Source organism: Methanococcoides sp. LMO-2, from assembly GCF_038432375.1.
Lineage (GTDB): Archaea > Halobacteriota > Methanosarcinia > Methanosarcinales > Methanosarcinaceae > Methanococcoides > Methanococcoides cohabitans.
The window spans coordinates 134,443-148,024 of sequence record NZ_JBCAUS010000002.1 but is presented as its reverse complement, the minus strand read 5'-3'; the positions used below and the strand labels follow the sequence as shown (position 1 = coordinate 148,024).

Genomic DNA, 13,582 nt, shown 5'->3' with positions numbered 1-13,582 from the left:
ATTGATCTACTGCTATCATCAACTAAAGACAAATTAGAATTCTCAGACAATGCAGTTCCCGAAGATAATGCAATTATGGAAACCATTGTTGCTATCACTAAAAGGATACCTGAAATCCATATCGTTTTGTTCTGCAACTCGATCTCCTCTTATTAAAAAGCAGTAATCACAATACATTTCTATAACAGTGGGTCAGGTTAAGTAAATTAGTTATTTCTATACTTTCAAAACCATATATAATATTTCATGAACACTTTCACACTAAAAGTGATCAAACTTTGAAATCATAGCTCGATCTATTCTTTATTATTGTTAATAATAGATGAGAGATTTCCATAATTTCCCCCTCCATTAAGCATTGTATCAATTTATACTGAGTGGGTTTCATTTACCCTTATCATGGGGTTCATTCTTAACATCTTTGCCGGAGATATCCTTTGCTGCATTTCTATCTGCAATCTTTTCAGAAGCATTATCCTCTCCAACTTGCTTGTCATTCTGGATACCCCAACCATTCCCAACTGATCCAATATTTTCTTCTTTTGTCGTACCATAATAAGAACTGTATAACACCACAAGCACCATAAGTATCGGTATTGCAAAAGTCAACATATTTAGATCCGAGAGATCTGCTTCTTCGGCACCACTTCTATCAGTGTTTTCAATTCCTTCCGAAGCCATATCAGAACCATCATTTAAAGGATCGGAATCCATACCATCTTCAGCAACTGAATCTTCACCAACATCTGAAGAAACAGGTTCTTCCTCCATGTATTCAACTATTGCAAAATGTGTGCGTATCTCACCTGATGTATTCGCCTCATAGTAAACGTATTCAGCATCTTCATCTATCTTTTCTGTGGGTAAAAGATCCCAGTTTCCACTATGATAGATGCTCAATCTTACAGATTCTTCGGAAACCTCATTGTCTTCCAGCCAAGTGCGATTCACCTTGAATCCTACCTCCGAACTTACTAACCTGTGCTGAAGTTTACTATCGCCAACCCAGATATTGATATTCTTATAGACATTTCCTTCCGGAGGGGTTGATACCATTGAGGAAGTCGATTTTAGACATTCCACTATTGCTTCTACATTACCTACATTCAGGTCTGTTGTTATATTGATATAAGTGATGTCAAGGGCTTCGTTCCTGAATGTGAATGATCTTTCGAGTTCCCTCAGCACATATATTGATCTGGCATCCTTTTCATCTATGTTCTCAAAGGCTTCAGCCGTAGCATTGCCTGCTAACAAGGATAGAAATAGCGTTGTGATAATTAAGACAAAGAAAAACCAGATGGTTTTATTCTGCAACTTAACCCTCCCCTCATATTAACAAAGAAGTACCCACTTTACATTCTTGTAACTTTAGATAGATGTAGTTTGCAATTAAATCTATGTTATCAAAACCATATATATTCTTTCATAAAAAATAACTTTTAATCAATATCAACATGTATAGCACCATTTCTCTAAAGATAAAAATTCAAATTAACGTGAATTCAACTTCTTCAAAATAAGTAAATTAAGAAAACATAACTTCCAAAAAACCAAAAAGAATATCATCCTACAATAACACATAATTACCTATGAGTGGGGAGATCAAATGGCACCGTGTGCCTGTGGATGAGGTTCTGACACTGCTGGATACCGATAAAGATGGTATTACTGATGAAGAGGCACAGATCCGTCTTTCAAAGTATGGGTTCAATGAAGTTGAAGTAAAGGAAAAAGAGAGTTCGATCCATCGATTTGCAAGACAATTCGCAAGCCCGCTCATATATGTCCTCCTTGCTGCTTCACTTGTCACATTCATTCTTGAAGAATATGCTGACATGGCCGTTATCCTTGGAGTTGTCCTTGCCAATGCTGTTATAGGTTTCATCCAGGAAAGAAATGCTGAAAATGCCCTTGAGTCCCTTGCAAAGATGCTGGTTCCCGAAACCAGTATTCTAAGGGATGGGAAGAGGATGATAATTCACAGCAGGGAACTGGTTGCAGGTGACATTGTACTCCTGGAGACAGGGAACAGGATACCTGCTGACCTGCGACTGATGTACGTGAAGAACCTGCGTATCGATGAATCCATGCTCACCGGTGAATCAACGGCTGTGGAGAAGATAATAGACCCCATCGAGACCAAAACTCTTCCAATAGCCGAGCAGAAGAACATCGCCTTTGGAGGCACACTGGTCACCCAGGGAAACGGACTTGGAGTTGTGGTTGCAACTGGCTCTGAAAGCGAGATCGGGAAAATATCCGAACTGATCCGGAAAACGGAGAATATATCCACACCTCTTGTCAGAACAATAGACCAGCTGGCAAAAACACTTGCCATCGTTATCCTTGGTCTTTCAATATTCACTTTTATCGTCGGTAAGCTCAGGGGTTTTGACAATCTTGATATCTTCTTTGCCTCTGTGAGCCTTGCAGTTGCAGCTATCCCTGAAGGACTGCCTGCCCTCATTACCATCTCACTGGCATTCGGCATTAAAAGAATGGCATCCCGAAATGCCATAATTCGTACAATGCCTTCTGTGGAAAGCCTTGGCTCGGCCACTGTCATTTGCTCTGATAAGACCGGTACCCTTACCAAAAATGAGATGACGGTCAAAAGGATATATACTCTTGAAGGGGAATTCGATGTGACCGGTGTTGGTTACAACACAGAGGGAGATTTCGAACTTGAAGGAAAAAAGACCGATCCGATAAAACATCCGGCATTGATGGAAACACTCAAGGCCGGAACACTTTGCAATGATGCTTACCTGAGGGAAGAAGGCGGCATCGATGGAGACCCTACCGAAGGAGCACTTCTTGTATCTGCTGCCAAAGCCGGAAAATTCTACATGCAAAGAATTGACACCATACCATTCGAATCCGAAGAAAGGTACATGGCAACACTTCATCAGGACGAGGACAGGAACAGCTGGATATATTTGAAAGGATCACCGGAAAAACTGGTAGAACTATGCAGCCACCAGTTTGACGGTAAAGAACTGTCACCTATCGATCCTGAAAAGTTCCTTGACGCTGCAGAGGACATGGCATCCGAGGGTCTGCGGGTGATTGGAACAGCATACAGGAAACTGGAGCAGGGAAAGGATGAGATCACAGAAGAGGATGCAAAGGACCTTATATTCCTCGGCCTCCAGGGTATGATCGACCCACCAAGGGAAGAAGTAAAAGCATCCATCTTCAAGTGCAACAACGCCGGTATCAGAGTTATAATGATCACAGGAGACCACATCCTTACCGGACACACCATTGCCAGGCAGCTGGGTATACGAACAAATGGTGCTTTGTCAGGAAGCGATATCCAGAAGATGTCAGATGAGGAACTCACAGAAACCCTCAAAACGGTCTCTGTCTTTGCAAGAACATCTCCTGAAGATAAATCCAGAATTGTTGGCCTGCTTAAGCAGCAGGGAGAAGTCGTGGCAGTTACCGGTGACGGGATCAACGATGCACCGGCACTTGAGAATGCAGACATTGGCGTTGCCATGGGAAAAACAGGCACAGAGGTTGCAAAGGATGCATCCGACATGGTACTTGCAGATGACAATTTTGCATCTATTGTGAATGCAGTGGAAGAAGGAAGGAATGTCTACAACAAGATACAGAAGGTCATACTCTGGACACTCCCGACAAATGCTGCAGAAGGGCTGGCCGTTCTTGCAGCTGTGATCCTGGGACTGAAGAACCCACCGTTGCTCCCGCTACACATCCTCTGGATCAACACGGTCACTGCACTGGGGCTGGGAGTTCCCATCACACTTGAACCCATGGAAAAGAAGCTGCTTAACAGGCCACCAAGGCCCCCGAAAGAGCCGCTTCTACTGCCGGTAATTAAACAAAGGATAGTCGCAGTGGCATTACTGGTGGTGACCGCCACGTTCCTGCTTTATTTCTTCGAGATGATGCAGAACGGCAGGGATAGCAACACTGCCCAGACGATCGCACTCAATACGATCGTTTTCTTTGAGATATTTTACCTGTTCAGCTGCAAATCGATACATGAGAATGTATTCAGGGATCTCTTCTCTAACAAGTTCATGCTGGCAGGCATTGCACTGGTCCTTTCCCTGCAGGTATTCATCACATATAGTCCTACTATGAATTCGATACTCCGGACAAGTCCCCTTGAAGCTACGGACTGGGTGATAATAGCACTTACATCAAGCTCAGTATTCTTCCTGATAGAACTGGAGAAATATGTAAAAAATAAAAGGAAAACGGATCAATCGACCAATTAAAAAAGCCGGAATGTTGAGATAATTGAGAAATTGATCCGTTGTCTGGTCATTTAAAGATGAAAGAGAGGGAAAGTCATTCCTCGTCGCCACAGCAACTGCAGGATACATTACCTTTGAGTATTTCTTTCCAGTCCCCGACGACATCATGTGTCCAGCAGTCATCGGCACCTGCAGCTTCTCTCATTGTCAGGGCAAAGATATACGAGAGTTCCTTGACAGTGGCACCTGCTTCAAGAGCACCTTTGAAATGCTTGAGCACACAGGGCTTTGACCTTGCTTTGATAGAAAGGGCAAAGCAGATGAACTGATAGGTCTTTTCATCGATCGTCCTCGTATCGGCATATAATTTGTCGATCTCATCCAGTTTTTCAGTGAATTCCGGGAAGAATTCTTCTAGCATTCTCATTTTGATCCAATCCTTATTTTTCTGTTATGATAGAGTACCAATATTCTACCAATAGTCAAAATAAGAATGGACAATATGAGCATTTAACAGCTACGCTTCAAATAATGTTGAAATACTTTTGTAAAAAAGAGATGAAAAATGAAAAAGAGATAATCGATCTTATTTCTTTTTCAGTTTTGCGAGCTTCTTCTTAGCGGCTCCATCACCGGCAGCTGCTTTTTCTTCAAGCTCAGCAAGTTTCTCTTTCTTCTTTCCACTTTTCCTTGCCAGATCCTTCTTAGACATTGCCATAGGGTGCTTATTTTGAAGTCCAAACTATATAAAATGATGGCATTCGATTCTGATATGGAATTTTTTAGATCCGGGATCAGAAACTTTAAAGTTTAAGAACAACACATTTAATGTATGGACAGATACCGGATAACATCCATAAATCGTTCACTGGACCCGGACTATCCTACCAACCGCCTTATCTTGCTGATATGCCTGATCGTCATTATCATTTCTTCACTCTTTAATTTTGCTTCTAACAAAGATGTCATCGCTGCAGCCATATATGGCTTAAAGGCAGGCATATCCGTATTTCTGGTCTGGGCAATCTCTAGAGAGATCGATCCTGACCATGAGATAGCAGCCTTTGTTCCTGTTATACTTTCACTCATCCCTGCAATGATCTATGGAATACAGCCATTGCTTGCCATGTATTGGATCCTTCTTATATCACGCATAGTGAACCGTTCGACCGGATCAAAAGCAGGGATACTGGACATCATGGCTGCATTACTGATAGCGGCGTATCTCTCCCACGAGATCTTCTGGATCTTTGGAATACTTACAGCTGCTGCCCTTTTTATTGACAGCAGGCTATCTGGTCCTGAGAAGGTCCATCTGTCCGCAGCGATAATAATGGCAGTTATCACTTTATTCATGATCCAAAAAGGAAATGAGAATGCAATTGCAGAGTTCTCAATAACAAGAATTGTAGCCCTCATTTCCATGATATTTTTGTTCCTGCTTCCTTTACTCAGCTCGGAAAAGATCAAAAGCAAAAGTGACCGGACCGGTGAACCTCTTGAAACAATAAGAGTAAAACTTACAATGGTACTATTCCTGCTGACTGTAATTACATTTACTTTGATAGATATCGATCAAAACGGATTCTGGCCTTTACTGTGGTGCATTGCAACAGGAATAGGGTTATACCGACTTTTTATCAGGAATATATCTATTGACTTCCACTAAATATATCGAGGATTGCAAAACATTTCAAGTTGCAGCGCCATCAAATATTTATACACATAATTTTATAATTGGGTTATATAACTGAACCCCTGATAATTATGATAGAACTTATCAAAGCAATGATCCTGGGATTTACCATCGGCGTTTCTGCTGCACTGATCCCCGGACCCATGATGTTCGCCACAATTGGATTGTCGCTTGAAAAAGGCTGGCGTAGCGGTCCATTTGTCTTCATTGGGCACTCACTGGTAGAGATAGCCCTGATACTCCTGATAATCGGAGGAATATCCTCCCTAATCGGAAATGATACAATTGCCTACATGTCAATTGTTGGTGGCATTATAATGATACTGTTCGGCCTGGTGATCTTTAAAAGTGCAAAAGACATCTCCACCATGGACATATCCGGAGCGGCCAGAAAAGCTAAGATAGTAAAGAATCCGATCCTTGCAGGAATTCTGACCTCTGCACTAAACCCAACCTATGTACTCTGGTGGCTTACAGCAGGAAGTGCCATAATACTTCAGGAATACCTTATAGGAGCTGTTGCAATAGTTGCATTTGTGATCGGACACTGGATTGCTGATCTTGGTTTCCTTGTTACAGTATCCTCATCAGCAGCAAAAGGTAACGAGTTCATCTCCAGAAGAACCCACAAGAAAGTATTGTACCTATGTGGTAGTCTCATGATGATATTTGGTGGCTGGTTCATTTTCAATTACAACAAAATTTCCATGCTGATGTGATAAAAAAGAAAGATCAGATGAACCTTTCAAGAAGTTCATCCACTTTCTTTGGATCAGCTTTATTGGTAACCAAAGGCCCTGACCTCAACACATCAAGATGGTCTTCGAACGTAGGTTTCTCATTCACGTAAAAGACACCAAGAGGTATCCTTTCTCCCCATTCCAGTGATCTTTCAAAGGCCTGCACCCGATCACCCGGATCATACCCATCACCCTCTTCTTCCATCCTGTAGACCCTTTCCGAGTACCAGCTGAAAGTGTTGAGCTTGTTAAAGGAAACACATGGCTGAAGCACGTCCACAAGAGAGAAACCCTTGTGCTGTATGGCTTTTTTGATAAGCTCTGTAAGGTGAGAGACATCACCTGCAAAACCCCTGCTTACAAATGAGCAGTCAAGAGAGATAGCAAGGGACAGTGGGTTCAGCGGAGTGTTGAATACTCCATGTGTCTGCACCTTAGTTTTCATTCCAGGCTCACTTGTAGGCGAAGCCTGCCCTTTGGTAAGGCCATATATCTGGTTGTCATGCACGATCAGGGTTATATTTGGATTTCTCCTGACGTTGTGTATGAAATGATTTCCACCTTCACCATAGCAATCACCGTCTCCCGTAACAGCAAGAACCGTCAGTTCATGGTTTGCAACCTTAGCACCTATCGCAGGAGGCAGGGACCTTCCATGAAGCCCATTGAAGAGATTGCATTTCAGGTAATGTGGCAATTTGCTTGATTGTCCGATACCTGATGTGATCAATACCTCATCAGGAGATCTTCCAAGTTCTGCAAGAGCACGCTTCACAGCCTTTAGTATCATGAAATTCCCGCAACCGGGACACCATTCCGTCTCAAATTCACCGTAATCTTCCACACTGACCATATCAGATCACCTCCTTTTCTCTCAGCTCACGAATTATGGATTCCGGACTGTATGGTTTACCATCCGACCTCAGGATCTTTTCGGAGATCTTTACCCCGGTCTCACATTCCAGCAATCTTGCGAACTGTCCTGTTGCGTTGTTCTCCACGCAGACGATCTTCTCTGAATTTCCAAGAACGTCACTGACGGACTCTACAGGCAGAGGGAAAACATGGGTGAAGTGCAAGTGGTTCACCGAATGTCCTTCATTTATGAGGATGTTCACAACCTCCATGAGAGGACCATAGGTGGAACCCCAGCCAACAAGTGTTATCTGAGCATCTTTGGGACCGTACAGATGTGGTGGTTTAATCTCCTCTCTCAGGAGCTCAAGTTTCTTCATCCTCTTTTCGTTCATCAGGATGCGGTTCTCAATGGTCTGGTCAATGTGACCGTATTCATTGTGTTCATCACTGTCAGCTGCCACCAACGCTCCTGCCTGGCCGGGAATAGCACGCGGTGATATACCTGTCGGGGTGATCTCATAACGTTTATACTCACCTTTTTCGTCCAGTTCTTCGTCTGATAGGAGATACCTGTTGATCGTAACCTTTGACGGATCGAACTTCTCACACGTGAAAAGGGAATCTGCAAGATACTGGTCGCTCATGACGAAGACCGGGATCTGGTATTTGTCAGCAATATTGAACGCTTCAGCTGTCAGGTAGAAGCAATCATCAGGTGTTCCCGGAGCCAGCACACAGCGAGGGAACTCACCCTGTGCTGCGGTCAGCACGAACTGAAGGTCACCCTGCTCGGTCATAGTAGGAAGTCCCGTAGCAGGCCCGGGCCGCTGGGACAGGAATATTACGGCAGGCGTCTCTGTTATTCCGGCAAGTCCCAAGGCCTCGGCCATAAGGGAAAATCCGCCACCCGAGGTCGTTGTCATCGCCCTGGCACCGGCAAAGGAAGCGCCGAGGACCATATTCAGAGCAGCGATCTCATCTTCCGCCTGCTCGACGACAACGTTGAAATCATCAGCATTTGCAGCCACATAGGTCATGACCCCGGTAGATGGTGTCATGGGATATGCTGCCAGGAACTGTAAGCCTGCAGCAAGAGCACCAAGTCCTACCGCATCGTTGCCTGCAATGAGCATCCTCCCATCCCTGTCCGTAGGTTCACCCACAGAGAACTTGCAACCTGAAGAGTAGTTCTCCCTGGCATAATCATAACCTGCTCGTGCTGCCTTGACGTTGTTATCAACGATCTCATCACCTTTCTTCCTGAAAGCTTCTGTCAGCACCTTTGCAAGGTAATCGAACTCAAAGCACATCAGGCCGAGGGCAGCACCACTTGCCACGGAATTGGAATAGATCTTGTTACCACAGACATCCTTTGCGATCTTCAGCATCGGGACGTGGAAAAAGAGACCGTTGTTAGTATCAGTGTTGTTATCGATCTTAATGACATCACTATCAAATATGATGACCCCATCGGTCATTTCCTCGACCTGCTCCTCAATGGATTCCTCATCGAGAGCTATCAGTATATCCACCCTCTCGGTCATTGCCCTTATTGGTTCATCGCTTACACGTACCTGGAACGTGTTATGACCACCTCTTACCCTTGAAAGATAGAACTGTGTGGCAAATACGTTGAAACCGCTTTTCTTGAAGGTCTTTGCAAGTGCGACCCCTATGGTCTGCAATCCCTGGCCTGCGGTTCCTCCTACTCTTATTACAAGATCTGTACTCATTTTGTTTCCCCTTTAGTCAGTAGCAGATCAGACCAGATCAAATTGAACTTAAGGCGCCTATCAAGATCAATTTATCCAGATCACGACCTTACTCTGCGTTCTCATCAATTTCCCATAAACCAAAAGTGTTCTCTTCGGTATCCATGCAAACTGCAAGATAACCATAGCCCGGCACGGGCATCTTTGTCTGAAGCACCATGCCACCGAGTTCCTTCACGCGGTCGCAATATTCGTCCACCGAGGTTACTTCAACAAAATTGGTTATCCTCTGTTCAGGACTTCCTCGAAGACCCATCCCTCCTGCTACACCTGGATTGCCTTCAAGGTCTGTGGTCTCGATGAAGTAATACTCAAATGGTCCCTCAACTTTCTCTATTTTCCAGTCAAATAGTTCAGTATAGAACTTCCTTGCCCGCTCAAGGTCATCGGCCGGCAGGTCAAAATGTGCAATAGCTGGCATACAATTATCACTCCCAACTCAAATATGAGTTTGAACTGATTTAAGTTTTTGGTGGAGAATGAGCTATATAATTAAGTCCACTAAATCAGCTCACAAATTTTGCCATACTGATTTGATGAGCTCTTAGAAATAAGGATTTACAAAAAAGACAGAAAATGGGCATTATATATGCCCATTGTTAATGCGCTTTGAAATTACGCATTTTAGAAGTATTCACAGATGATTCTACAATTCGATTACTGGTATTCTTCCATCTCATCGAACTGGAGGTACCTGTAGATCTCATCCTGTTTTGGCTCGATCTTCTCTTTGTAAGCTTCCATGTACTCCTCAACAGTTGGCATCCTGCCAAGGTTGGTAACTACAGCTCCAAGCTCTGCTGAACCAAGGTAGACCTGAGCTCCGTCACCCACACGGTTGTCAAAGTTACGGGTGCTTGTGGAGAACACTGTGGATCCATCCGGTACACGAGCCTGGTTACCCATGCACAGTGAGCATCCTGCGATCTCGATGCGAGCACCAACCTGACTGTACACTGAAAAAACGGATTCTTCCTTGAGCTGTGCCTGATCCATTTTTGTAGGTGGGCAGATCCAGGTACGGACGTCAGGATTGAACTTCTGGTCGCTCCAGATAGCTGCAGCGGCGCGGAAGTGTCCGATGTTTGTCATGCATGAGCCTATGAAAACGTCCTGGATCTCAGTACCTGCAACCTCGGAAAGCAGTTTGACATCATCAGGATCGTTCGGACATGCGAGGATCGGTTCCTTGATATCTGCAAGATCGATCTCTATGACAGCTGCATATTCAGCATTCGGATCAGCCTTGAGCAGGCTTGGGGATTCCAGCCACTCCTCAACAGCTTCGATACGCTTCTGGAGAGTATCTGCATCACTGTATCCGTCCCTGATCATCTTCTTCATCAGTGCAAGGTTGGAGCGCAGGAAAGTGGATACAGACTCCTCACTAAGCTGGATGCAACCGGCTGCAGCTGAGCGCTCTGCAGCGGAATCTGTAAGTTCGAAAGCCTGCTCGGCTGTAAGGTCAGGAAGTCCTTCTATCTCGAGGATACGACCGTTGAAGATGTTGATCTTGTTCTTCTTTGGTACGGTCATCAGGCCCTGCTTGATAGCATAGTATGGTATAGCGTTAACAACATCACGCAGTGTTATGCCCGGGTTAAGCTTCCCACTGAAACGTACCAGAACGGATTCCGGCATGTCCAGAGGCATGAAACCAAGGGCACCTGCGAAAGCCACCAGTCCGGAGCCTGCAGGGAATGATATGCCTATAGGGAACCTGGTGTGAGAGTCGCCACCGGTACCTACTGTGTCCGGGACAAGCAGGCGGTTGAGCCAGCTGTGGATTACTCCATCCCCGGGTTTCAAAGCTACACCAGCACGATCGGAAACGAAGTTCGGAAGTGATTTGTGCATCTTCACATCTGCAGGCTTGGGGTAAGCTGCAGTGTGACAGAATGACTGCATGAACATTGGTGCCTGGAACTTCAGGCAGGCAAGCTCTGTAAGCTCGTCAGCGGTCATTGGACCTGTGGTATCCTGGGAACCCACTGTGGTCATTATTGGCTCACAGGCAGTACCTGGGAGAATTCCATCCACACCACATGCACGACCAACTATCTTCTGTGCAAGAGAGTAGCCCTGTCCCTGTGCCGGGACCGGATTATCTGGCTTTGTGAATATGTCTGTCTCAGGCAGTCCAAGTGCCTCACGGGCCTTGGTGGTCAAAGAGCGACCGATAATTAAAGGAATACGACCTCCGGCACGGTATTCGTCTGCAATGGTGTTGGGTTTGAGGTCAAAAGTGGAGAGGATATTGCCACTCTCATCTGTTACCTCACCCTTTACGGTGTTGATGGTGATGATGTCATCTTTGTTGATCTTGCTGATGTCCATTTGAAGAGGCAGTGCACCTGAGTCCTCAGCTGTGTTAAAGAAGATAGGAGCGATGGCGGTACCAATGATCACGCAGCCACGGCGTTTGTTCGGAACGTATGGTATGTCCTGGCCGATGTGCCAGAGCACACTGTTACAGGCAGACTTACGGGAAGAACCGGTTCCCACAACGTCAGCCACAAAGGCAACCTCGTGTCCTTCCTCACGCCATTCTGCCATTTCCTCGATTCCACCGGGGAAGCGGGTATTGCCCATTTCCAGTGCATGAAGAGGTATGTCCGGGCGGCTCCATGCAGCACTTGCAGGGGAGAAATCATCAGTGTTGATCTCGCCGTCGACCTTGAACACCTTTACAGTGATGGTCTCAGGGATGCCCGGTCTGCTTGTGAACCACTCTGCTTTGGCCCAGCTCTCAAGGACCTTCTTGGCAGCTTCATTTGTCTTTGCCAGTTCCACGATCTCGTCAAAGGCTTCGTAGACAAGAGTTATGCCTGAAAGTGCACATGCAGCATCATCTGCTACTTCGCCATCTTTGAGGGCTTCGATAAGGTATTCGACATTGTAACCGCCGATCATGGTCCCGAGGATCCTGATGGCTTCTTTCTTGTCTATAAACGGAGAAGAAGCATCTCCTGAGAGTATCTTACCAAGGAAATCTGCCTTGACCTTTGCAGCCGGGTCCACACCTGGAGAGATCCTTTCAGTGAACAGGTTGAGCAGGAACTCTTCCTTACCTGCAGGAGGATTTTGTAACAATTCACAAAGTTCAGAGGTCTGTTCCGGATTCAGAGGAAGTGCAGGAATACCCTGAGCGTTCCTCTCTTCTTCGTGTTTTAGATAAGCTTCGATCATCTTTTATCCTCCATTAGAAATTGCGTTTTCGCCGCATTGGCAACTGTATAGCTTTTTCCCTGTGTGATTGCCCTAAAAAAAGCATTTGATTGCCTGTAAATATGATGCTGATAATCCGTGTTTGCTATATATGACATTAACGGGGCAACGAATGAAAATGTTAAGTGAATGAGATAGAGAGAAAATAAAAGTTCAATTTTGTTATATTTTCAAATGGAAATTGGTGAGATTATTACAATCATAATTTGTTATAGCAACTTCCTTTACCTTATGCCTCTGACCATCAGCCCTAATACATCTTGTGACTTCTAGTTCATAAAAATTAAAATTATTATTATTATTATTATTATTATTATTATTATAAAGAGAATAAATATAAGGCGTGTATGCATTAGATATTAATACATAACATCCTTTTTTTGTAAGTTCACGTGCAACTATAGCAAGTTCTTCATGATCAGTTTGACCAAATCTATTAACTGTATAATGAGTAAATGAGGAATTTCCATTTATAGAAGGATAGGGAGGATCAAAGTAAACAAAGTCTCCCCTCTTTGTATTATTAACAATTTGTTTATAGTCTTGATGTAAAATTTTTACATTTGAGAGTTTGCGATGTATTTCTTCTATTTCTTCTTTAGAAGGTAATGCAGGTGGTTCTTTAAATCCATAAGGAACATTAAATTCTCCTTTTTTGTTAACTCTATAAATTCCATTAAAACACGCTTTATTGAGATAAATGAATAAAGCAGATTTTGCAAACGATGGTTTAGAATTGTTGTATTTATCCCTCATAGCGTAGTAGTAGGATTCAGAATTATTCTTCAAGTGTTCATGAAGATATCTTGAAATTAAATCTGGCCTTTCTTTTATGGATTTATAGCAATCGATCAAATCTTTATTGCTATCAGAGAGAATACTATTTTTGAATCCAAGTCTAAAAAATAAACTTCCTGCACCCAAAAATGGTTCATGATAAATATTATTTGGGGAAAAATTAGAAGGTATACATTTTTCTAAAATTTTGACGGATTTTGTTTTTCCGCCTGCCCAACGTAGAAAAGGTTTTGTTTTTGACATGTTTTTCCA

General features: G+C 43.9%; 11 protein-coding genes. 3 read left to right on the top strand and 8 right to left on the bottom strand.

The window, feature by feature from the left end; genetic code table 11:
- Positions 1-384 precede the first annotated feature (384 nt).
- Entirely contained in the window at positions 385-1,317 is a 933-nt protein-coding gene (locus WOA13_RS00865; RefSeq protein ID WP_342126117.1) for a PGF-pre-PGF domain-containing protein, read from the bottom strand.
- 275 nt (positions 1,318-1,592) lie between these two features.
- Between WOA13_RS00865 and WOA13_RS00860 the strand changes: the two genes are divergently transcribed.
- Complete coding sequence (locus WOA13_RS00860) at positions 1,593-4,259, top strand: cation-translocating P-type ATPase (protein WP_342126116.1); 2,667 nt, start codon at positions 1,593-1,595, stop codon at positions 4,257-4,259.
- 73 nt (positions 4,260-4,332) lie between these two features.
- On the opposite strand, the gene WOA13_RS00855 is transcribed toward WOA13_RS00860, so the two are convergent.
- Positions 4,333-4,665 (bottom strand): carboxymuconolactone decarboxylase family protein, encoded by a 333-nt coding sequence (locus WOA13_RS00855; RefSeq protein ID WP_342126115.1) that lies wholly within the window; start codon positions 4,663-4,665, stop codon positions 4,333-4,335.
- 159 nt (positions 4,666-4,824) lie between these two features.
- Complete coding sequence (locus tag WOA13_RS00850) at positions 4,825-4,956, bottom strand: hypothetical protein (protein WP_269429686.1); 132 nt, start codon at positions 4,954-4,956, stop codon at positions 4,825-4,827.
- A gap of 114 nt (positions 4,957-5,070) precedes the next feature.
- On the opposite strand from WOA13_RS00850, the gene WOA13_RS00845 reads away from it, so the two are divergent.
- The gene (locus WOA13_RS00845) at positions 5,071-5,907 is read left to right on the top strand and encodes a hypothetical protein (RefSeq protein WP_342126114.1); all 837 of its coding nucleotides are present in this window, start codon (positions 5,071-5,073) and stop codon (positions 5,905-5,907) included.
- A gap of 98 nt (positions 5,908-6,005) precedes the next feature.
- A complete protein-coding gene (locus WOA13_RS00840) occupies positions 6,006-6,653 on the top strand; it encodes a LysE family translocator (protein WP_342126113.1) in 648 nt (215 codons plus the stop codon).
- Between the two features lie 13 nt (positions 6,654-6,666).
- On the opposite strand, the gene WOA13_RS00835 is transcribed toward WOA13_RS00840, so the two are convergent.
- The 5 genes from WOA13_RS00835 to WOA13_RS00815 form a co-directional block, all read right to left on the bottom strand.
- Entirely contained in the window at positions 6,667-7,527 is an 861-nt protein-coding gene (locus WOA13_RS00835; RefSeq protein ID WP_342126112.1) for a 2-oxoacid:ferredoxin oxidoreductase subunit beta, read from the bottom strand.
- A gap of 1 nt (position 7,528) precedes the next feature.
- Positions 7,529-9,265, bottom strand: coding sequence for a 2-oxoacid:acceptor oxidoreductase subunit alpha (locus WOA13_RS00830; RefSeq protein WP_342126111.1), 1,737 nt, complete (start codon positions 9,263-9,265; stop codon positions 7,529-7,531).
- A gap of 88 nt (positions 9,266-9,353) precedes the next feature.
- A complete protein-coding gene (locus WOA13_RS00825) occupies positions 9,354-9,725 on the bottom strand; it encodes a VOC family protein (RefSeq protein WP_342126110.1) in 372 nt (123 codons plus the stop codon).
- Between the two features lie 236 nt (positions 9,726-9,961).
- A complete protein-coding gene (locus WOA13_RS00820; protein ID WP_342126109.1) occupies positions 9,962-12,493 on the bottom strand; it encodes a bifunctional aconitate hydratase 2/2-methylisocitrate dehydratase in 2,532 nt (843 codons plus the stop codon).
- Positions 12,494-12,694: 201 nt separating this feature from the next.
- Entirely contained in the window at positions 12,695-13,573 is an 879-nt protein-coding gene (locus WOA13_RS00815) for a DNA adenine methylase (protein WP_342126108.1), read from the bottom strand.
- Positions 13,574-13,582: the final 9 nt, after the last annotated feature.